Below are 20,081 nucleotides of genomic sequence, written 5' to 3'. Positions count from 1 at the left end.
CAGCGCTCCCAGGGACAGAAACGCCTCGACGGGCTCGTCGGCGCCTGCCAGACCGCCCTCACCACCGACGCCCTGCCCGCCAACGGCGGACACCGACCCCAAATCCTGGCCACCATCGACTACCGCGACCTCTACGCCCAAGTCGAACAATGGCACAACCACAACCTCCTCGACACCCCCGACGCACCAGGAGGGCAACCACCCGCCACCACCGGCAGCACCGGCTCCACGAGCAGCACCGGCAGCGCCGGCGCCGGGACGGCACTGTTCGCGTTCAGCGGTCCGGTGAACCCCGCCACCATCCGCAAAATCGCCTGCGACGCCGACATCACCCCCGTCGTCCTCGGCAGCCAAGGCCGCATCCTCGACGTCGGCCGCTCCTCACGGGTCTTCCCGCCCCACATCCGCAAAGCCATCACCGCCCGCGACCAAGGCTGCGCATTCCCCCAATGCACCATGCCCGCACCCTGGTGCGAAGCCCACCACATCACCTACTGGTCACGCGGCGGACCCACCAGCACCGCCAACGGCGTCCTGCTCTGCAACTACCACCACCACCTCATCCACAAAGAACGCTGGACCATCGAAGTCACCAACGAAGTGCCCTGGTTCAAACCCCCACCAGAACTCGACCCCCAACGAAAACCACGCCGCAACCAATACTTCACATCACGCCCCCGGCGCGAATAAGTTCACTGCTGGTTTCCGTACGTTTCAGCGGGGAGAGGCTCAGACTCTCCCCGCGGCACCCGCCGTCGGGCCAATTGCGGCTATCTGCCGCTGGAGAAATCCGATGAAATCCGCTCTGCCGTGGCCACAATTTCCTTGGTCACGGACTCGAGGTACGCCTCGGGATCAGGCTTTGCTGCCACCGACTGGGCCTGCAGCGAAACGTTGACGGCCGCCACGACCTTCGGGCCGTGATACACGGGCGCGGCCACAGACATCAGCCCAAGTTCGAGTTCCTGGTCCAACAGGCACCAGCCCTGGGCACGGACTTTGTCGAGGACGGCCAGGAGGTCCTTCACTGTGCCGATCGCGCGCGGGGTGAGCGGCTTAATCTCCGCGGCGGCCAGGTATTCCTTCAGCTGCTCAGGCGGAAGTCCCGCCAGCAGCACCCTGCCCATCGACGTCGCGTAGGCCGGGAACCTTGTGCCCACGGTGATGCCAATCGTCATGATGCGGCGGGTGGTGACCCTCGCGATGTAGGCGATGTCGGTTCCGTCCAGCACGGCAGCCGACGTCGACTCCCCCAGCTTCAGGGACAGCTCCTCCAGGTGCGGCTGGGCCAGCTGCGGGAGGGACAGGCCGGAAAGATAGGCGTAGCCCAGCTGCAGCACCTGGGCTGTGAGGGCGAAGGTCTTGCCGTCGGTGCGGACGTAGCCAAGCTCCACTAGGGTGTGCAGGAAACGCCGGGCCGTGGCGCGGGTGAGATTGGTGCGGGCCGCCACTTCGGTGAGTGTCATGTCGGCATGCTCTGTGTCGAACGCTCGAATCACTGCGAGGCCCCGCGCCAGCGACTGCACATATTGGTCGCTCGCCGTCGGCGCCGCCCCGTCCTTGGGCTGACGGCCTGCCCGCGGCGGGGTCCCTGCTGGTGCGTCGGTCATGGTTACCAATCCTAATCGGCGCGAACGGACACTTCAGGCCCCGCCGCAGGCGCGAACTGGCAGCTAATGCCCTCAAAACCGGAGTTTGCGGTCATTTGCTGCCAGTTCGAGCCGGGATGTGGGAACGCGTTACGGCCCGACGGCGCGTGCTGCGGTGAGCGGGACGGGCACCAGGGCCTGGAGTTCTTCGAGGGTGCAGCCGAAGGTTTCGCGGACGCGGACGCCTTCGGGGCCGGTGAGGAAGACGGCTTTGTCGGTGTAGACACGGGTCACGCAGCCGACGCCGGTGAGGGGGTAGGTGCAAGCCTCCACGATCTTGGACGCGCCTTCGCGGGTGAGGAGGGTCATCATGACGAACACGTCCTTGGCACCGGTGGCCAGGTCCATGGCACCGCCGACGGCCGGGATCGCGTCGGGTGCGCCGGTGTGCCAGTTGGCGAGGTCACCGGTGGCGGAGACCTGGAACGCGCCGAGGACGCAGATGTCCAGGTGTCCGCCGCGCATGATCGCGAACGAGTCGGCGTGGTGGAAGTACGAGGCGCCGGGGAGTTCGGTGACGGGGATCTTGCCGGCGTTGATGAGGTCCTCATCGATCTGGTCGCCGGTGGCTACCGGGCCCATGCCGAGCATGCCGTTCTCGGTGTGCAGGGTGATGTTCTGCTCGGGCTGGAGGTAGTTCGAGACCAGGGTGGGCTGGCCGATGCCGAGGTTCACGAACGAACCCGGTGCGATGTCGCGGGCCACGAGCCGGGCGAGGTCGTCACGGCCCAGCGGGGTTTCGGACGTCTGGATGGACGTTTCCACAAGGCTCATCTCAGGCCACCTGTTCTGCGGTGCCGGCGGCGGCAGCGCCGCTGGAATCAATACGGACGATGCTGTTGACGTAAATGCCGGGGGTCACGATGTTTTCCGGGTCCAGGGAACCGGTTGGCACGATCTCGGATACCTGCACGATGGTGTGTTTCGCGGCGGCGGCCATGATCGGGCCGAAGTTCCGGGCGGTCTTGCGGTAGACCAGGTTCCCGACGCGGTCGGCCTTCAGCGCCTTGATCAGCGCGACGTCGGCGTGGATCGGGGTTTCGAAGACCTGGCCGCGGCCGTCGATGATGCGGGTTTCCTTGCCCTCGGCGAGCATGGTGCCGTACCCGGTGGGGGTAAAGAACCCGCCGATCCCGGCCCCGGCGGCGCGGATCCGTTCGGCCAGGTTGCCCTGCGGGACGAGTTCGAGTTCGATCTGCCCGGCCTTGTACTTGGCGTCGAAGTGCCAGGAATCGGACTGCCGCGGGAAGGAACAGATCATCTTCCGCACCCGGCCTTCCTTGATCAGCAAAGCCAGGCCCTGGTCGCCCTGGCCGGCGTTGTTGTTCACCACGGTCAGGTCCGTTGCACCGGACTCAAGCAGCGCGTCGATCAGTTCGAACGGCTGCCCGGCGTTGCCGAACCCGCCGATCATCACGGTGGAGCCGTTCTTGACGGCCGCGACGGCCTCCCCGACCGTTTCAATGAAATTCAGCATCGGACTAACCCTTCACTCCGGGAGTTACGTTTTCGAGGACGACGGCCAGGCCCTGGCCGACGCCGATGCAGATCGCCGCGACGCCCCACCGCTGCCCGGAGGCCTGCAGGGACCGGGCCAGGGTGCCGAGGATGCGGGTGCCGGAGGCGCCGAGGGGGTGGCCCATCGCGATCGCGCCGCCGTGCCGGTTCACGATGGAGGGGTCGATGCCCCAGGCGTTGATGCACGCCAGGGACTGCGCGGCGAACGCTTCGTTAAGTTCGACGGCGCCCACCTGGTCCCAGCCGATGCCCGCCTTCGCGAGGGCCTTGTTCGCCGCCTCCACCGGCGCGAAACCAAAGAACTGGGGGTCATTGCCGTGCGCGCCCCGGCCGGCGATCCGGGCCAGCGGCTCCAGGCCCAGGATCGAGGCAGCATTCTCGGACCCGATCCACGCCGCCGACGCACCATCAGACAGCGGCGAGGCGTTCCCGGCCGTGACCGTGCCGCCCTTCGTGGCACCGGACGCGGCGTCGTCGGCCTCGGCACGGAACACGGTCTTCAACCCGGCCAGCTTCTCCGCCGAGGAACCCGGGCGGATGCTCTCATCGCGGACAAGGTCGGTACCCGGGACCGGAGCAACGAGGTTGTCGTAGAACCCCTCGTCCCAAGCCGCGGCGGAGAGGTTGTGCGAGGCAGCGGCGAACTCGTCCTGCGCCGCCCGGGTCACCCCGTACTTCTCCCGCAACCGCTCGGTCGCCTCGCCCAGGGAGATTGTCCACTCCTTCGGCATCGCCTTGTTCACCAGGCGCCAGCCCAGCGTGGTCGAGGCCAGCGTCATGTCCCCTGCCGGGTACGGCTTCTCCGTCTTCGGCAGCACCCACGGCGCCCGCGACATCGACTCCGCACCGCCCACCAAAACCACATCCGCGTCACCGGCGTTGATCTGCCGGGACGCGATGATCGCCGCATCCAAGGAGGACCCACACAAACGGTTCACCGTGGTGCCCGGGATCGAGACCGGCAAACCGGCCAGCAGCGTGCCCATCCGGGCGATGTTCCGGTTCTCCTCGCCCGCGCCGTTCGCGTTACCGAACACCACCTCGTCGATCCGCTCAACATCCAGCGAAGGCGCGCGGCGAACGGACTCCTTAATCACGTGCGCGGCAAGATCATCCGGCCGCACCCCGGCAAGACCGGAGCCGAACTTCCCGAACGGCGTGCGTACGGCGTCGTAAACAAAAGCCTGATTCATGAATTCCTCGAATTGTCTGGGCCCAACTGGCTGGCACTTGATGTCGTTTTGACGGCTCAAGACGACAACTACTGCGAGTTAGTTGGGTGGGGTGTCAGTTGCGGGGGCGTCCATTTGCTGGAACACCTGCTGGGCTGTCTTGAAGGCTGTGTTGGCGGAGGGGACTCCGCAGTAGATGGCGGTCTGCAGCAGGATCTCCTTGATCTCGTCCCTGCTCAGGCCGTTGCGGATGGCCGCGCGGATATGCATGGCCAGTTCTTCCCAGTGCCCGTGCGCCACCATCGCGGTGATGGTGACGGCGGAGCGCATCTGGCGCGGCAGGCCCGGACGGGTCCAGATGCCGCCCCACGCGATGCGGGTGATCATGTCCTGGAAGTCCTCGGTGAAGGCGTCCATGTTGGCGTTGGCACGGTCCACGTGCGCGTCGCCGAGCACTTCGCGCCGGACCACCATGCCGCCGTCGTAAATCTCCCGGCTGGTGGCGTCCGGCTGGACCACGCCGTGGCGCTGAGTTCCAGATGCCACCGTGCGGGTTGCCGGAGTACCGGCTGCGTGGGTGCCGCTGGCTTCGGTGCCGCTCATTTCGCTGCTCCAGCTCACTTGGCTGCTCCCCGGGTCTCGGCCCAGGTGATGAGGCTGCGCATCAGCTCTGCCGTGTGGGCGGGCGCCTCGGCCGGTGCCAGGTGCGCCACGCCCCCAAGGGTTGCGGCGGAGGCGGTGCCGCCGCCGGCAGTGATACCGGCCGCCACTTCTTCCGCCATCGACGGCGGTGCCACATCGTCCAGCACGCCGGCCACCACCTGCGTCGGGACGGTGATGCTGCCCAGCTGGTCGCGGACGTCGAAGCCGGCCAGGGCCTCGCAGCAGAAGGCGTAGCTGAAGCGGTCGGCGTCGCGCAGGGAGTGCAGGAGCCGGCTGCTGACTTCGGGTTCGCGGTCCATGAATCCGGGCGCGAACCAGCGTTCGGCCGAGCCCTGGATCATCACGGGAGTGCCCTGCGTACGGACGGTCTCTGCCCGTTCCAGCCATCCCTCGGGGGTCCCGATCTTGGCGCCGGAGCACTGGACGGAGAGGCTCTTGAGCCGGTCCCCATGCTTGATGCCCAGCTGCAGGCCGGTGGCGCCGCCCAGGGACACGCCCGCGTAGTGGAATTTTTCGCCGGGAGCAATCGAGTCGACAAGCTCGACGACGGCGTCCGCCAGATCGGCGACGCTGAAGGTTTCGGCGGCGGCCGGGGAGACACCGTGGCCTGGCAGGTCCCAGGCGACGACGTCGAAGTCGCTGCCCAGGAGCGAGCCTGCCTGGGTCCACAGCACAGAGGAGGTGCCGAGCGACGGCCCTACAACCAGGAGCGGTTTGTCGCCCAATGCGCGCTGGGGCGAAAGCAGCACAGCCTTCACTGCTGGTTTAGCCACGGGAATCTCCGTTTCCGTTTGGTTCGGTTGTAGCTGAAGAGGTTGAAAGTGTTGGGATTGAAGCACCCGCAAATTCCGGGAAGGCCGCAAGGATCCGCCGTGCGATCTCCGCTGCCTTCCCGAGGTAGCTGGCGGGGTCCAGCAGTTCCTTGAGACGCTCGTCGGAAAGCTTGTCCGCGGGGACGGCCTCGCGCAGCAGCGCCCGGTAGGTGGCAGCCTGTTCGGCGGCGGGCACCTGGAGCGTCTTGTCGACGACGGCCTGCAGCTGCTGTTTGCCGTCGGCACCGGGACCGTTCAGAAGCGGTGCCACGGCAGCGGACACCCCTTCGCTGAGCAGCAGCGGCCCCGACAGGTCCAGGTTCCGCCGCATGCCATCGGGGAAGACCTGCAGCCCCTCGGCAAGTTCCCGCAGGTGGCCGGCGGCGCCGAGGGCCAGGGCGAGCAGCTGGCGCAGGGCCGGCCACTCGGTGTGCCACGCACCGTCCGGACGTTCGTCGTTGAAGGTGGCAGCGGCAAGGTGCAGCTGCGCAGCCAGGCCGGGAGCCTGCAGTGCGGCGCTGCGGACCAGCACGGACAGAACGGGGTTCTGCTTCTGCGGCATCGCCGAGGAAACTCCGCGGCCGGGGGCCCGCGGTTCGGCCACTTCGGCCACCTCGGGACGGCTCAGGAACAGGACGTCCGCGGCAATCTTGCCCAGGGCGTCCACGACGGCGGCCAGCGCGTCGCCGAGCGACGTCACCGCCAACCGGTTGGTGTGCCAGGGCGCGGGCGCGGGGGCGAGACCAAGCTGGCCGGCCAGCGCGTCGGCGAGTCTAAAGGGATCTGTGGTGGAACCGGAAGTGAGCACCGTCCCGGCAGCCAGCGTTCCGGCCGCGCCGCCGAACTGCACCGGCAGTTCCAGCGCCTCAAGCCGGCGCGCAGCGGCGGCCAGCCCGTGGAACCACTGCGCGGCCCGAAGCCCGAACGTGAACGGCAGGGAATGCTGGGTCAGGCTCCTGCCGGCGCACAGCGTGTCCGCATGCTGTGCCGCCAGCCGGGCGAGCGCCGCCGTCGTGCTTCTTACATCGGCGAGCAGCGCCTCAACGGTGTTCCGGGCCACCAGCATCAGGGCGGTGTCCAGCACGTCCTGGCTGGTCAGCGAGGTGTGCACGGCCTTCCCGGAGCTGGCACCGCCCGCCACGCCGGCAGTGTCCAGCGACTTCACCTGCGCCCTGAGGTCGGCCAGCAGCGGGATCACCGGGTTCCCGCCGCCCTGGGAGCGGCGGGCGATCTCGGCAAGATCGTACCGGGAGGCATCGGCGGCATGGGCCACCACGGCAGCGGAAGCGGACGGCGCGAGGTCGTGCTGCTCCAGCACGGCGGCCCAGCCGGCCTCGACGGCGAGGATCGCGGCGAGGACGGCGCGGTCGCCGGTCAGCGCCGCCACGAGGGGCGACGCCGACACAGGGCTGAGCAGCCCCACGTCACCCTGGAGCCCGGCGTCGCCGGAACCCGCTGCCTGGAAGCCGGTCACTTTACGGCGCCCCGGCTTCGGTTCCGGTTTCAGTTCCCTGGAAGTCTAGGAAGACGGTTTCACCCTCGCCCTGCAGCCGGATGTCCCAGGTGAGCCCGCCGTCGGCGTCGCGGCGTGCAATCAGCGTCTTGCGGCGCTCGGGGTCCAGCGAGGACAGCAGCGGGTCCTTGGCCAGCGCTTCCGCGTTCTCCGGCAGGTAGACGCGGGTGAAGAGCCGGTTCATCAGGCCGCGGGCAAAGACCGCCACGGAGATGAAGGCGGCTGCACCGGGTTCGGTAGGACCCGGGTTCACCGTGGTGAAGGTGTAGACGCCCGTGTTGCCAACGGCGCTGCGGCCGAAACCGGTGAAGGTGTAGCCGTCGCGGACCAGCGAGCCGGTCCGGTGCACGACGTTGCCCTCGGAGTCCGGCTGCCAGATCTCGAGGATGGCGTCCGGAATGGGGTGGCCCGCGCCGTCGTATACGGTGCCCTGCAGGCGGATGGAGCCCGGCGATCCGGGGGCCAGCAGCTCACGGTCCTTGTTGTAGGGCAGGGCGTAGCCGTAGAAGGGGCCCACGGTCTGGCCCGGGGTGGGAACGAGCTTGGTGGAGTTACTCATGGTCGTCGCTTTCCGCGCCCAGCGCCTCGTTCTCGGTCCAGGTCCGCTTGGAGCCGGTCAGGATGATGTCCCAGTTGTAGCCCAGCGCCCATTCCGGCTCCGTCAGGTCGTGGTCGTACGTGGCCACGAGGCGGTCACGGGCGTCCTGGTCCACGATCGACTGGTAGATCGGGTCCAGCGGGAAGAGCTGGTCTCCCGGGAAGTACATCTGGGTGACGATGCGCTGGGTGAACTCCTGGCCGAACAGCGAGAAGTGGATGTGGGCGGGCCGCCAGGCGTTGAGGTGGTTCTTCCACGGGTAGGCTCCCGGCTTGATGGTGGTGAAGCGGTAGGAGCCGTCCGGGCCGGTGATGCAGCGGCCCACGCCGGTGAAATTGGGGTCCAGCGGTGCGGGGTGCTGGTCGCGCTTGTGGATGTAGCGTCCGGCGGCGTTGGCCTGCCAGATCTCCACGAGCTGGCCTGCAACCGGGCGGCCGTCACCGTCGAGCACCCGGCCGGCGACGATGATGCGTTCACCCTGCGGCTCCCCGTTGTGCTGGATGGTCAGGTCCGACTCCAGGGCGTGGACGTCCTGGTGGCCGAACGCCGGGGAGTACAGCTCGATGGTTTCCGGGTCCGCGTGGTGCAGGCTCTTGGTGGGGTGGCGCAGGAGGCTGCTGCGGTAGGGCGGGAAATCCAGGCGCGGCTGGGTTTCCGGCGCAGCGCCGTCCTTCAGCGCCCGGGCGTAGGCGTCTCCGATGGCCTTGATCTCCGCGCTGAGATCCTGCTGGGTTTCCACGCGCTGCGCTGCAGCGGGGAGTTCCGTGGGGCCGGCCTGCGGGGCCGCCGGGGTTGCGGGTACTGCGTCCGACAGGTCCTCGGTCAGCGCGTCGGCGTTGTACGTTGCGAGATTCACGTCTTCAGGCACAGCAGCCTCCTTTCAATCTGTGGTTGGGCAATTCAATGAGTTGATGGTCAATCAGCGGTTGGTTTGGGTCAGTTGGTGCAGGTGGTCGTACTGGACGGCGTGCCGCACCGGCGCGTTGGGCGCCCCGTAGCCGTCGTAGCTGCCGCGGCGTTCCACCATTTCGAAGAAGACGCTGCCCACCGTGGCGGTATAGAAGTGCAGGAACTCGCCGTCGGCGTCGCGGTCGTACAGCAGGTTGAGCTCCCGCAGTGTGGCCAGGAAACCGGGCTCGAGATCGAACCGGGCGGCCAGGTCCTCGTAGTAGTTCTCCGGAATTTGCAGGAAGGCCAGTCCGCGGTCACGGGCGGCCCGGGCCGTGGCCACCAGGTCATCCACCGCGAAGGCGATGTGCTCCTGGTAGCTCTTCCTGGCTCCCTCCTGCTGGATCAGCGGGGCGAGGTTCAGGACCAGGCGGACGTGCCGGTCAGCGGTCTGCATGACCTGCGACCGGACCAGCCCGCTGGGGCTGGCCACCTCGGCATACGGCAGCGGCTCCAGCGCCAGGGCACTCGTGTAGAAGAGGACGGCCTCGTCGAAGTGCTGCCACGGTTGGGCCAGGTTCACGTGGTCGATCACGGCAGCCGGGGCGCCGGCGGGGCCCGCGGGCCCCTCGCCGAGTTGCCGCCCCTCCCCGAGTTCACGCGGCTGGCCGAATTCAGCGGTCCAGGCGGCGGTGCCGTCCGGGTTGCCCTGGCACAGGAAAATCTCGGTGGAGTCGGGGGCCGCGAAGCCCTGGAACACCTCCTCGTTGGCCTGGCTCTTGCGCGGAACCACCGGAGCCTTGAGCTGCTGGGCGCGGGCGGAGGCGATCACCGGGGAGTCGACGTCGAACCCCAGCGCGGCGATGGCCGGTTCGGCAGCTTCGGGAGCCTGTTCGTTGATGATGACGCGGGCGTGGCCCATGGTCCAGAGCTGGACGTTCTTGGTGCGGTGCCGGCCGTTGAACTCGAAGCCGAGCTGCCCGAGGACGGTTTCCAGCACCCCGGTGTCCGCCGCCTTGACCTCGGCGAAGTTGAAGCCGGCAGGCTCTGCCACCTGCGGAAGAGTGGCCAGTTCCATGGGATAGCGACGGCGGGCGGGGGCTTGAGTGCCTGGCGCACCGGCGGTGCCCGAGGAGTTGGCGTCCAGCCACTTGGCGCTCTGTTCCTCCAGCCAGATCAGTGACCGCATGGCGTCGACGGCGGTGCGTTCGACGTCGGACTGCCGGAAGACGTCATTGAAGACTTCCAGCGACACCGGACCGGTGTAGCCCGCACGGACCACGTGCCCCATGAACTTGGCGAGCTCGAACTGGCCCTCGCCCGGGAAGACGCGGTAGTGCCGGCTCCAGGAGAGCACGTCCATGGAGAGCTTGGGGGCGTCGGCCACCTGCACGAAGAAGATCTTGTCCGCGTTGATGTTCTCGATGGGCGCAGTGTCCCAGTCCCGGGACAGGATGTGGAAGGAATCCAGGCAGGTGCCGAGGTTGGGGTGGTCCACCATCTCCACGAGGCGGTGGGCGTGCTCGTAGTCATTGACATATTTGCCCCAAGCCAGGGCCTCATAGGCGACCTTGACGCCGTGCTCGCCTGCGAGCTTTGCCAGGGCGGAGAGCTGCGACGCGCGGAGGTCGTCGTCGTCGATCGTCGCGGTGGCAACGTTGGAGCAGACCAGGATGGTGTCCATGCCCAGCCGGGACATGAGCCGGAACTTGGCTTCAGCGCGGCGGAGGTTGGCCGCCAGCAGGTCCTCGGTGACGCCGTCGAAATCGCGGAACGGCTGGTAGAGGTCCAGCGTGAGGCCCAGGTCCGCGGCCATCCTGCGGACGTCTTCGGGGCTCAGCGGCGAGGTGACGAGGTCCTGCTCGAAGATTTCGATGCCGTCGAAGCCCGCGATGGCGCAGGCCTGCATTTTTTCCTTCAGCGTGCCGGAGAGGCAGACGGTGGCGATACCGGTGCGCATCAGACGGCCACCTCTTCGGCGGCGATGAGCTCCAAAAAGTGGGCGCGCATCCGTTCGGCGTCGGGCTCGAGCCCGGTGAAGATGCGGAAGGCGTCGGCGGCCTGGCCCACGGCCATCCGTCCGCCGTCGAGCACCTGGCAGCCCTTGGCCCGCGACTCACGGACCAGCTCGGTTTCGATGGGGCGGTAGACGATGTCCGCCACCCAGTGCCGGGGCTCGACAAGTGCCATGTCCAGCGGCGTGCCGGGGTGGGCGGCCATGCCCACGGGGGTGCAGTGCACCAGACCGTCGGCGGCGGGCATTAGCTGCGGCAGCTCCGCCGTCGTACGTGCAGTGATGGTGCGGTCCGGGAAGAAGGCGGCCAGTTCGGCGGCGCGTTCCATGCCGCGCGCCGGGTCCATGTCCACCAGGTCCAGCGTCTGCACGCCGCCGGTGAGCAGGGCGTAGGCGACGGCGGATCCCGCGCCGCCAGCACCCAGCTGTACCACCCGGTCCAGCCTGGCGTCCGGAAGTCCGGAGGCCAGTGCGGCGGCAAAGCCGGAGAAGTCCGTGTTGTGGCCAATGAAGCGGCCGTCCTGGATGACCACGGTGTTGACGGCGCCCAGCCGCTCGGCGTCCGGGGCGATCTCGTCGAGGTGCTCGAGGACCAGCTGCTTGCACGGGTGGGTGATGTTCAGCCCGTTGAAACCCATACGGTGGGCGCCTTGCAGCAGCTCGCCGACGGCGGCGGCCGGGAGATCCAGCTCGTGCAGGTCGATGGGGCGGTACAGGTAACGGACGCCCTGGACGTCGCCTTCGCGCTCGTGCATGTAGGGGGAAAGGGACGGCATCACGCCATCACCGACAAGCCCTATGAGGTAGGACTCGGTTCGATTGCTCATGCGTGCGGCTCCTTCGACAACGGCACTCGGCGGGTGGTGGCGCCTGAGACGCGTCCCGGCCGGGTGATGGAAATAACGGTACAGCAAAAGTTCATATATTGCACTAGTGTTCGAGATACGAACAGAATGGTTCCCGCATGGGTCCGCCTCAGCGCTGCGGCAGCCGGGCGGAGAGCTCGACGGCGGCCGCCTGCAGCAGGGGAACCAGCGCAACGAGAGCCTCCATGCTGAGCCGGAACACGGGCACTGCGGTTGCCAGGGAGGCGAAGGCTGTTCCCTGGGAGTTGAAGACGGGTACCGCCACGGCGCGCATGCCGAGCTCGTTCTCCTCGTCCATGACGGCAAACCCCTGCCGCCGGACCTTCTCGATTTCGGCGCGGAAGGCGTCGCGGTCCGTAATGGAGAGGCTGGTCAGCGGCTCCAGCGGGAGTTCCTCGATCAGCCGTTCGCGGTCCTCGTCCTCGGCGAAGGCAACCAGGGCCTTGCCGACGGAGGTGGTGTGCAGCGCGCCGAGGAAGCCGGGATCGCTGGTCACCCGGAACGTCTGCGGACCGTCCACCTTGTTCACGGTGAGGTGGTGGATGCCGTCCCGGACGGAGAGGATGGTGGCCTCGCCCGTCTGTTCGGTGACGCGGCGCAGGATGGGCAATGCCGTTCCGGCGAAGCCGTGGTGGTTGGAGACCGCCTGGCCCAGCTGGAAGATGCGCAGCCCCAGGTGGTAGCGGCGGCCGTCCGGCTCGTAATCCACGAACCCGTCGCGGGTGAGTGAGCCAAGGAGCCGGTATGTGGTGCTGAATGGCAGGTCCGCCCGGCGGGATATCTCCGCTGCGCTTGCCCCGCGCGGCTCGTCGCCCAGCAGGACCAGCAGGCCAAGCGCCTTGCCCACCATGTCGGTGCGGCCTTCGGCCTTCGCGGGCTTTCCTTCATCCGCGGGGGCGCCTGCCGCCGCGCCGGCTTCTTTAGCTGCAAGGACTTCTTTGGCGGCGGCGAGATCTGTGGCTTCCTTCACATTCATAGGTCGATGTTGCCACAATGTGAGAGCTATTTCTAGATAGTGAATAACTTTCTTGACAGGTGACTGCCCTCACAGCCATAGTTTCTGTATCGCACAAGTAGCTCCCACCATGTGGCTACTGCGTCCGGGTCTTTCCGAGGACCTCCCGCCGCCCCTTCCCAACAAGGAGAGCGGCCGCGATCCCTGATCTGTCCCGCGACAACGTCGTCCCCCCGAAGGAACACCATGAGCCAGACCATTCCGTCCACCACGCCGGGCACCGTTGCCCCGGCCGGGACACCGAAGAAGGCAGCCCTTGCCAGCTTCCTCGGCAGCGCCGTCGAGTACTACGACTTCTTTATCTTCGGCTCGGCAGCCGCGCTGATTTTCCCGCACGTGTTCTTCCCGAACGCTGACGCCAACGCCGCCATCATGTCCTTTGCGACCTTCGGCTTTGCCTACGTCGCACGGCCTGTCGGCGCCGTGATCCTGGGCCACTACGGCGACAGGGTGGGCCGGCGCAAGGTCCTCATGTTCACCCTGGTCCTTATGGGCGCCTCCACCTTCCTGATCGGCTGCCTGCCGGACTTCAATACCGTCGGCTGGTGGGCTCCGGCCCTGCTGGTGCTCGCCCGCCTCTGCCAGGGCCTCTCCGCGGCCGGCGAACAGGCCGGCGCTTCCTCCATGACTTTGGAGCACGCCCCGGACAACCAGCGCTCGTTCTTCACCTCGTGGACCCTCACCGGCACGCAGGGGGGCCAGATCCTGGCGGCGCTCGTCTTCATTCCGGTCCTCGCGCTGCCGGACGAGATCAAGTACGGCATCGGTTGGCGGATCCCCTTCTGGCTCAGCGCCGTGGTTGTTGTGGTCGCCTTCTTCATCCGCCGCAGCCTGCACGAGCCGCCGGCCTTCGAAGCAGCCCAGAAGTCGGCCCAGATCGCCAAGCTGCCCGTGGCCGAGCTGCTCAAGTCCCACTGGCGCGACGTCCTCCGCGTCATCTGCTGCGCCTTCATCGCCGCCGTGTCCACGGTGTTCGGCACCTTGGCCATCAGCTACGCCAAAACCGTTGCCGGCGTCGACGGCACCATCACCCTCTGGCTCGTGGTGGGCGCCAACCTCGTGGCCCTGGGCACCCAGCCGCTGTTCGGCAAGCTGGCCGACCGCATCGGACGCAAGCCGGTCTACATCTACGGTGCCCTGGCCAGCGCCGCGCTGGCCCCGCTGTTCCTGCTGAGCCTGGAATCCGGCAACGTGCCGCTGATGTTCCTGGCTGCCATCGCCTTCTTCTCCTGCGGCTATGCTGCCGCCAACGCCGTCTGGCCTTCCTTCTACGCCGAGATGTTCAGCACCAAGGTGCGGTTCTCCGGCCTGGCGATCGGCACGCAGCTCGGCTTCCTGATGGCCGGGTTCGCCCCCGCCATTGTGGCGGCCATGGGCGGCATCAAGCCCGGGGGCTGGGTACAGATCAGCATCTTCACCGCAGTCATCTGCGGTGTCGCCGCGATCTCGGCCCTGACGGCCAAGGAGACCTTCAAGGTTCCCACCAAGGAGCTTGGCCTTAAGTAACTGACCAAGGCGCCTCCCGCCGTCGTGACCCGGTTTGCCCCCCGCACCGGATCACAGCACGGCGGGTCGCGCCGTTTTGGGCCAGGTGCAACTTCAAAGAAGGTCACGACGGCGGCCCACCCCTCACCGGGGCGGGCCGCCTTTTTGCTTGGGTTCAGGTGGCGAGCACCTCGGCGAGGTCGAACTTCACCGGCTCCTCGAGCTGTTCGTACGTGCAGGACTCCGGGTCCCGGTCCGGCCGCCAGCGCACGAACTGCGCGGTGTGGCGGAACCGATCGCCTTCCATGTGGTCGTATTTCACTTCCAGGACCCGCTCCGGCCGCAGCGGTGTGAAGGACAGGTCCTTGCCCGCGCTCCACCGGCTGCCCTCCGCATTGCGGGGCGTCCGGGCGCCTTCCTCCTGCTTGGCCCAGGCCCACGGATGTTCGTCGAAGCCGGTGACCAAGGGCTGGAGTTCCTCAAAAAGCTCCTTCCGCCGCTTCATCGGAAAGGCGCCAACGACGCCAACGCTGGCAAGTTCGCCGTCGGGTTTGTACAGGCCCAGCAGCAGCGAGCCGATGGAGTCGGGGCCGCTCTTGTGAACGCGGTAGCCGGCCAGGACGACGTCGGCGGTCCGCTCGTGCTTGATCTTGAACATCACCCGCTTGTCCGGCTGGTACGGACCGTCCAGCGGTTTGGCAACGATCCCGTCCAGGCCGGCGCCCTCAAACTGGTGGAACCACTTTCCGGCCAGTTCCGGGTCCTGGGTGGCGGCGGTCAGGTGGACCGGGGCGCTGGCCGAGGCGAAGGCCTTTTCCAGTGCGGCACGCCGTTCGGCAAAGGGGCGGCCGCTAAAGTCCTCGTCGCCAAGGGCCAGCAGGTCGAACGCCACGAACTTCGCCGGCGTCTGTTCGGAGAGCAGCTTGACCCTGCTGGCCGCGGGGTGGATCCGCTGCTGCAGGGCATCGAAGTCCAGCCGGTCCCCGGAAGCACCCACCAGGACGATCTCGCCGTCGATCACGCACTTGGGCGGCAGGTTGGTTTTCAGAGCCTCCACAAGCTCGGGAAAGTACCGCGTCATCGGTTTCTCATTGCGGCTGCCGATCTCCACGTCGTCACCGTCGCGGAAGATGATGGAGCGGAATCCGTCCCACTTCGGCTCGTAGCTCAGGCGGCCTTCGGGGATGGCACCGACCGACTTGGCCAGCATGGGGGCGACAGGGGGCATGACCGGCAGCTGCATAGGCCCCATTCTTGCCCGGCACCCGTCCGGACGCCACCCCCGCGCCCCAGCCCACGGGGCTGCGCCCTCGACACGGCCCGCGCTTCGCCGGTAGACATGGGGGATGGCAGCTATCGGTTTCCACGCATCGCATGAACAGATCAGCCCCGGCCAGCTCCTCAAGGACGTCCGGCTCGCCGAGGAGGCAGGCTTCGACGCCGCCATGTGCTCAGACCACATTGAGCCGTGGTCGGCGCGGCAGGGGCACTCGGGCTTTGCGTGGTCCTGGCTCGGGGCCGCTTTGGCCAGCACCAGCCTCCGCTTCGGTGTGGTCACGGCGCCGGGACAGCGGTACCACCCGGCCATCATCGCCCACGCCTCGGCCACGCTGGCATCCATGTTTCCGGGCCGGTTCTGGATGGCCCCCGGCAGCGGCGAGAACATGAATGAGCACGTCACCGGCGACCCCTGGCCGCTGAAGGAAACCCGGCAGCAGCGGTTGGAGGAATGCGTGGACGTCATCCGCCGGCTGCATGCCGGCGAGGAGGTGACCCATCACGGCCTGGTCACCGTGGAGCAGGCGCGCATCTGGGATGTGCCGTCACCACCGCCCCCGCTGATCGCGCCAGCCATCAGCGTGGACACGGCCCGCCGGGCGGCGGGCTGGGCTGACGGTCTGGTGACGATTAACCAGCCAGCCGGGAAGCTCACAGAAATGCTGGCGGCGTACCGGGCAGAAGGCGGCAAGGGAAAGGCCGTGCTGCAGATCCACCTGTCCTGGGCTCCCCGGGAGGCGGACGCCGTCGCCATTGCCATGGACCAGTGGCGTTCCAATGTCTTCGCCCCACCCATCCCCTGGGACCTGCCAACGGCGGCGCACTTCGACGGCGTCAGCACCGACGTCGGGGAAGCCCAGGTGCGGAAATCGGTGAACGTTTCGGCCAGCCTGGACCGCCACGTGCAATGGCTGGGCGAATACCTGGACCTCGGCTTCGACGAGCTGTACCTCCACTTCGTCGGGCAGGACCAGGCACCGTTCATCGACGCCTTCGCCCAAAGCGTCCTGCCGCAGCTGCGGAAGGTGCCGGTGGCATGAACATCGCCGAGACATCGGATCTGTGGTGGAAAACCGCCGTCGTCTACTGCCTGGACGTGGAGACCTTCTTCGACCACGACGGCGACGGCACCGGCGATTTCACCGGCCTGACCCAGCGCGTGGACTACCTGGCGGCGCTGGGCGTGAGCTGCATCTGGCTGATGCCGTTCTACCCGTCGCCGGACCGGGACGACGGCTACGACGTCACGGACTTCTTCGACGTCGACCGCCGCCTCGGCACGCTGGGCGACTTCGTGGAGTTCATCCGCACCGCGAAGGACCGGGGCATCCGGGTGATCGCGGACTTTGTGGTCAACCACACTTCCAACCAGCATCCCTGGTTCGTCGAGGCCCGCAAGTCCATAGACAACCCGTACCGCGACTACTACGTCTGGCGAAGCGACCCGCCGCCGGACACGTCCTCGGAGGTGGTGTTTCCCGGCGAACAGACATCCATCTGGACCCAGGATGATGCAACCGGCGAGTGGTACCTGCACATGTTCATGGAGCACCAGCCGGACCTTAACGTCACCAACCCCAAAGTCCGCAACGAGATCGCCAAAGCCATGGGTCTTTGGCTGGAGCTGGGACTGGACGGGTTCCGGCTGGATGCGGTCCCGTTTTTCCTGGAAACCCGCGGCGCGCCCAAGGACGAGGCCGCCAACATCGACCCGCACGACTACCTCAGCGCCCTGCGCAGCTTCGTCAACCGGCGCAACGGCGGCGCGGTGCTGCTCGGCGAGGTGAACCTGCCGTACAAGGATCAGCTGGAGTACTTCGGCGGCGCCGAGGGCAACGAGCTGAACATGCAGTTCGACTTCATGTCCATGCAGCACATCTACCTCTCCCTCGCCCGGCAGGACGCCCGCCCGCTGGCCGAGACGCTGAAGACGCGCCCGCAGCTGCATCCCGACAACCACTGGGCCATGTTCGTCCGGAACCACGACGAGCTCACGCTGGACAAGCTCAGCGACGGCGAACGGCAGGAAGTTTTTGAAGCCTTCGGCCCGGACAAGAACATGCAGCTCTACGGCCGCGGGCTGCGCCGCCGGCTGCCGCCGATGCTGGACGGCGACGCGGACCGGATCCGCATGGTCTATTCCCTGATGTTCTCCTTGCCCGGTACGCCGGTGCTCTTTTACGGCGAGGAAATCGGGATGGGCGAGGACCTGCGGCAGAAGGGCCGGGCCGCGGTCCGCACGCCGATGCAGTGGAACGGCGAGAAGAACGGCGGCTTCTCCAGCGCGAAGGTGTCCGAGCTGGTGGTTCCGCTGGCCCGCGGGGAGTACGGCCCGGAGAAGGTCAACGCGGCCGAAGCCAAACGGGATCCGGAGTCCCTGTGGAATTTCATGGCAACGCTCATCCAGCGGTACCGCGAGTCACCTGAGCTGGGCTGGGGCGAATTCGCCGTCCTCGAGCAGCCGGAACCGGCCGTTGTCGCGCACCGCTGCAGCTCGGCGGAGGCCACCGTGGTGCTGCTGCACAACTTCGGCGACGCGCCGGTGAAGGTCACTGCGAACGTCGGGACTGAAAACGCGGCGGCCGGGGACGGTCAGCCGCGGGCCTACCGGGACGCCATGCTGCTGGACCTGTTCGACGGCGGGAACATACCGTTGGAGGCCGACGGCGGCTTCACCGTTGAGCTGGGACGGTACGGCTACCGCTGGTTCCGCGTCCACCGCCCCGGCGACCGCCTCGCACCCTAGGAGCTTTGGAGGGTCCGGCGGAACACCTTCACCTCCCAGGGGCGCAGGTCGAAGTGCTGGGTGCCGCCCTGCCCTGCACTGGTGTCCGGCGGATAGTTGCCCAGCACCAGCTCGGCCGGTGCCCGGTCGCCGTCGAGCCAGCCACCGCCGTCGACCTCGGCCGACCGGGCCGTCCCCGAAAAGTTGGCCAGGACCAAAAGCTCCGCCTCCGGCAGCGAGCGTGTAAACGCGTAGATGTGCTCGTCGTCAGGCAGCAGCATGCTGAAATCCCCGTGGGCCACCACGGGATCCGAGTGCCGGAGGGCGATCACCTGGCGGTAGAAGCTGAAGACCGATTCGGGGTCATCCACCTGCGCGGCGGCGTTGATCGTGTTGGCGTTCGGGTTAACCGCGATCCAGGGCGCACCGGTGGTGAACCCGCCGTGGCGGCTAGCGTCCCACTGTACGGGTGTCCGGGCGTTGTCCCGGTTCAGCGGGGCCAGCGCGGCCAGGACCTCCGCGTCCGTGTGGCCCAGGTGGGTGGTGGCCTCGCGGTGGTGGTTGAGGACCTCGATATCGCGGTAATCGCTGATGGCGCCGAACGCCATGTTGGTCATGCCGAGCTCCTCGCCCTGGTACACGTAGGGCGTGCCGCGGTGCAGGTGCAGGACGGCGGCCAGCATCTTCGCCGACACCTCCCGGTACCGGCCGTCGTCGCCGAACCGGGAAACGGCGCGGGCCTGGTCGTGGTTGCCCCAGTAGAGGCTGTTCCAGCCGCGCCCGGCGAGCCCGTCCTGCCAGCGGCCCAGGGACTTTTTCAGGTCGGTGAGCAGCAGTTTCTTGGGCCGCCACTTGTTGCCGCCCTCCTGGTCCAGTGCCACATGCTCGAACTGGAACACCATGTCCACCTCCCGCCGCTCCGGGTCGGTGAAGAGGACGGCGTCCTCGACGGTGACGCCCGGCATCTCGCCCACGGTCAGCAGATCCTTGTCCCGTCCCGCGAAGACTTCCCGGTGCATCTCCTGCAGGAATTCGTGGATGCGCGGTCCGCAAATGAAGTGTGGACCGCCGTCGCCGTAGAGCATGCCGACGGCCTTCGCGCCATCCGGGAGCGATTGTTCTTTGGAGATGAAGTTGATGACGTCCATCCGGAAGCCGTCCACGCCGCGGTCCAGCCACCAGTTCATCATGTCGTAGACGGCGGCCCGCACCTCCGGGTTTTCCCAGTTGAGGTCCGGCTGCTTCCTGGAGAACAGATGCAGGTAGTACTCCCCCGTGCTTTCGTCGTACTCCCACGCCGGCCCGGAGAAGGCAGAACCCCAGTTGTTCGGCTCCGCGCCGGGCATGCCGGGAGCAGGAACTCCTGCTTCGGCACCCCCGCGCGGCGGCCGCCACCAGTACCAGTCCCGCTTCGGGTTGTCCCGGCTGGAGCGGGATTCCACGAACCACGGGTGCTCGTCAGAGGTGTGGTTCACCACGAGGTCCATCACCAGCTTCATGCCGCGTGCGTGCAGGCCTTCCAGCAGTTCGTCGAGGGTCTCAAGGTCGCCGAAGACGGGATCGATGTCACGGTAGTCGCTGATGTCGTAGCCGTTGTCGTCCTGCGGCGAGCGGTACACCGGGGACAGCCAGACGACGTCGACCCCCAGCTTTTGCAGGTAGTCCAGTTTGCCGATGATTCCCCGGAGGTCGCCGATGCCGTCGCCGTCCGAGTCGGCGAAGCTCCGCGGATAGATCTGGTACACCACCGCACTCTTGAACCATTCCCTCCCGGCCCGGTAGGACTCCTCTGCCTCGGTTTCCTGCGTGGTCATCGCTGGCTCCTCCTGGTCGACGGTGGCGGGCTGCTGGCCCACTGAAAGTCTTGTTCCAGAAGAATCGGCGG

At 67.4% G+C, this 20,081-nt stretch carries 18 protein-coding genes; 4 read left to right on the top strand and 14 right to left on the bottom strand.

All coding sequences use genetic code 11. The features are described from left to right. Positions 1–690 (top strand): HNH endonuclease signature motif containing protein (locus ACFUTU_RS02840; RefSeq protein WP_377960415.1); only part of this gene is annotated, 690 nt, incomplete at its 5' end. Positions 691–770: 80 nt separating this feature from the next. Here the strand turns inward: ACFUTU_RS02840 and ACFUTU_RS02835 are convergent. From ACFUTU_RS02835 to ACFUTU_RS02780, 12 genes are all read right to left on the bottom strand, one after another. After that, positions 771–1,610, bottom strand: a complete 840-nt coding sequence (locus ACFUTU_RS02835) for an IclR family transcriptional regulator C-terminal domain-containing protein (RefSeq protein ID WP_377960413.1) — start codon at positions 1,608–1,610, stop codon at positions 771–773. 129 nt (positions 1,611–1,739) lie between these two features. Further along, the gene (locus ACFUTU_RS02830; protein ID WP_377960411.1) at positions 1,740–2,423 is read right to left on the bottom strand and encodes a 3-oxoacid CoA-transferase subunit B; all 684 of its coding nucleotides are present in this window, start codon (positions 2,421–2,423) and stop codon (positions 1,740–1,742) included. Position 2,424: 1 nt separating this feature from the next. Next, the gene (locus ACFUTU_RS02825) at positions 2,425–3,126 is read right to left on the bottom strand and encodes a 3-oxoacid CoA-transferase subunit A (protein WP_377960409.1); all 702 of its coding nucleotides are present in this window, start codon (positions 3,124–3,126) and stop codon (positions 2,425–2,427) included. A 4-nt stretch (positions 3,127–3,130) separates the two neighbouring features. Further along, a complete protein-coding gene (locus ACFUTU_RS02820) occupies positions 3,131–4,360 on the bottom strand; it encodes a thiolase family protein (RefSeq protein WP_377960407.1) in 1,230 nt (409 codons plus the stop codon). Positions 4,361–4,438: 78 nt separating this feature from the next. Beyond that, positions 4,439–4,942, bottom strand: coding sequence for a 4-carboxymuconolactone decarboxylase (gene pcaC, locus ACFUTU_RS02815; protein ID WP_377960405.1), 504 nt, complete (start codon positions 4,940–4,942; stop codon positions 4,439–4,441). A 14-nt stretch (positions 4,943–4,956) separates the two neighbouring features. Beyond that, positions 4,957–5,775, bottom strand: coding sequence for an alpha/beta fold hydrolase (locus ACFUTU_RS02810; protein ID WP_377960403.1), 819 nt, complete (start codon positions 5,773–5,775; stop codon positions 4,957–4,959). Continuing rightward, positions 5,768–7,288: a lyase family protein gene (locus ACFUTU_RS02805; protein WP_377960401.1), complete on the bottom strand. Its 1,521-nt coding sequence runs from the start codon at positions 7,286–7,288 to the stop codon at positions 5,768–5,770. The genes ACFUTU_RS02810 and ACFUTU_RS02805 overlap by 8 nt, the downstream gene beginning before the upstream one ends. Position 7,289: 1 nt before the next feature. Further along, complete coding sequence (pcaG, locus tag ACFUTU_RS02800; protein WP_377960399.1) at positions 7,290–7,886, bottom strand: protocatechuate 3,4-dioxygenase subunit alpha; 597 nt, start codon at positions 7,884–7,886, stop codon at positions 7,290–7,292. Next, positions 7,879–8,793 carry a protocatechuate 3,4-dioxygenase subunit beta gene (gene pcaH, locus ACFUTU_RS02795; protein ID WP_377960397.1) on the bottom strand — a complete coding sequence of 305 codons (915 nt, stop codon included), beginning with the start codon at positions 8,791–8,793 and terminating at the stop codon, positions 7,879–7,881. The genes pcaG and pcaH overlap by 8 nt, the downstream gene beginning before the upstream one ends. A gap of 51 nt (positions 8,794–8,844) precedes the next feature. Beyond that, the gene (locus ACFUTU_RS02790; RefSeq protein ID WP_377960395.1) at positions 8,845–10,773 is read right to left on the bottom strand and encodes a TIM barrel protein; all 1,929 of its coding nucleotides are present in this window, start codon (positions 10,771–10,773) and stop codon (positions 8,845–8,847) included. Continuing rightward, positions 10,773–11,654: a shikimate dehydrogenase gene (locus ACFUTU_RS02785; protein ID WP_377960393.1), complete on the bottom strand. Its 882-nt coding sequence runs from the start codon at positions 11,652–11,654 to the stop codon at positions 10,773–10,775. The genes ACFUTU_RS02790 and ACFUTU_RS02785 overlap by 1 nt, the downstream gene beginning before the upstream one ends. A 148-nt stretch (positions 11,655–11,802) precedes the next feature. Beyond that, positions 11,803–12,669 carry an IclR family transcriptional regulator gene (locus ACFUTU_RS02780; protein WP_377960391.1) on the bottom strand — a complete coding sequence of 289 codons (867 nt, stop codon included), beginning with the start codon at positions 12,667–12,669 and terminating at the stop codon, positions 11,803–11,805. Between the two features lie 225 nt (positions 12,670–12,894). Here ACFUTU_RS02780 and ACFUTU_RS02775 point away from each other — a divergent pair, with 225 nt between their 5' ends. Next, positions 12,895–14,214, top strand: coding sequence for an MFS transporter (locus ACFUTU_RS02775; protein ID WP_377960389.1), 1,320 nt, complete (start codon positions 12,895–12,897; stop codon positions 14,212–14,214). Between the two features lie 154 nt (positions 14,215–14,368). On the opposite strand, the gene ACFUTU_RS02770 is transcribed toward ACFUTU_RS02775, so the two are convergent. Further along, the gene (locus ACFUTU_RS02770; RefSeq protein WP_377960387.1) at positions 14,369–15,436 is read right to left on the bottom strand and encodes an ATP-dependent DNA ligase; all 1,068 of its coding nucleotides are present in this window, start codon (positions 15,434–15,436) and stop codon (positions 14,369–14,371) included. Between the two features lie 103 nt (positions 15,437–15,539). On the opposite strand from ACFUTU_RS02770, the gene ACFUTU_RS02765 reads away from it, so the two are divergent. After that, positions 15,540–16,511 carry a TIGR03885 family FMN-dependent LLM class oxidoreductase gene (locus ACFUTU_RS02765; RefSeq protein WP_377960385.1) on the top strand — a complete coding sequence of 324 codons (972 nt, stop codon included), beginning with the start codon at positions 15,540–15,542 and terminating at the stop codon, positions 16,509–16,511. Then, positions 16,508–18,217 (top strand): alpha-amylase family protein, encoded by a 1,710-nt coding sequence (locus ACFUTU_RS02760; RefSeq protein WP_377960383.1) that lies wholly within the window; start codon positions 16,508–16,510, stop codon positions 18,215–18,217. The genes ACFUTU_RS02765 and ACFUTU_RS02760 overlap by 4 nt, the downstream gene beginning before the upstream one ends. Here the strand turns inward: ACFUTU_RS02760 and ACFUTU_RS02755 are convergent. Further along, on the bottom strand, positions 18,214–20,010 hold the full coding sequence (locus tag ACFUTU_RS02755; protein WP_377960381.1) for an alpha-glucosidase: 1,797 nt from the start codon (positions 20,008–20,010) through the stop codon (positions 18,214–18,216). The genes ACFUTU_RS02760 and ACFUTU_RS02755 overlap by 4 nt on opposite strands. Between the last annotated feature and the right edge of the window lie 71 nt (positions 20,011–20,081).

Source organism: Arthrobacter sp. NPDC057388 (genome assembly GCF_042668165.1).
Taxonomy (GTDB): Bacteria; Actinomycetota; Actinomycetes; order Actinomycetales; family Micrococcaceae; genus Arthrobacter.
Note: the sequence above shows the minus strand (reverse complement) of the source record. Positions and strands in the feature narration are given on the sequence as shown.

Excerpts from the sequence above, each read along its gene's own strand:
- ACFUTU_RS02820 (WP_377960407.1), bottom strand. The coding sequence starts at position 4,360 with ATGAATCAGGCTTTTGTTTACGACGCCGTACGCACGCCGTTCGGGAAG.
- ACFUTU_RS02770 (WP_377960387.1), bottom strand. The coding sequence starts at position 15,436 with ATGCAGCTGCCGGTCATGCCCCCTGTCGCCCCCATGCTGGCCAAGTCG.
- ACFUTU_RS02790 (WP_377960395.1), bottom strand. The coding sequence starts at position 10,773 with ATGCGCACCGGTATCGCCACCGTCTGCCTCTCCGGCACGCTGAAGGAA.
- ACFUTU_RS02775 (WP_377960389.1), top strand. The coding sequence starts at position 12,895 with ATGAGCCAGACCATTCCGTCCACCACGCCGGGCACCGTTGCCCCGGCC.
- ACFUTU_RS02780 (WP_377960391.1), bottom strand. The coding sequence starts at position 12,669 with ATGAATGTGAAGGAAGCCACAGATCTCGCCGCCGCCAAAGAAGTCCTT.
- pcaG (WP_377960399.1), bottom strand. The coding sequence starts at position 7,886 with ATGAGTAACTCCACCAAGCTCGTTCCCACCCCGGGCCAGACCGTGGGC.
- ACFUTU_RS02765 (WP_377960385.1), top strand. The coding sequence starts at position 15,540 with ATGGCAGCTATCGGTTTCCACGCATCGCATGAACAGATCAGCCCCGGC.
- ACFUTU_RS02755 (WP_377960381.1), bottom strand. The coding sequence starts at position 20,010 with ATGACCACGCAGGAAACCGAGGCAGAGGAGTCCTACCGGGCCGGGAGG.
- pcaC (WP_377960405.1), bottom strand. The coding sequence starts at position 4,942 with ATGAGCGGCACCGAAGCCAGCGGCACCCACGCAGCCGGTACTCCGGCA.
- ACFUTU_RS02835 (WP_377960413.1), bottom strand. The coding sequence starts at position 1,610 with ATGACCGACGCACCAGCAGGGACCCCGCCGCGGGCAGGCCGTCAGCCC.
- ACFUTU_RS02760 (WP_377960383.1), top strand. The coding sequence starts at position 16,508 with ATGAACATCGCCGAGACATCGGATCTGTGGTGGAAAACCGCCGTCGTC.
- ACFUTU_RS02825 (WP_377960409.1), bottom strand. The coding sequence starts at position 3,126 with ATGCTGAATTTCATTGAAACGGTCGGGGAGGCCGTCGCGGCCGTCAAG.
- ACFUTU_RS02830 (WP_377960411.1), bottom strand. The coding sequence starts at position 2,423 with ATGAGCCTTGTGGAAACGTCCATCCAGACGTCCGAAACCCCGCTGGGC.
- ACFUTU_RS02785 (WP_377960393.1), bottom strand. The coding sequence starts at position 11,654 with ATGAGCAATCGAACCGAGTCCTACCTCATAGGGCTTGTCGGTGATGGC.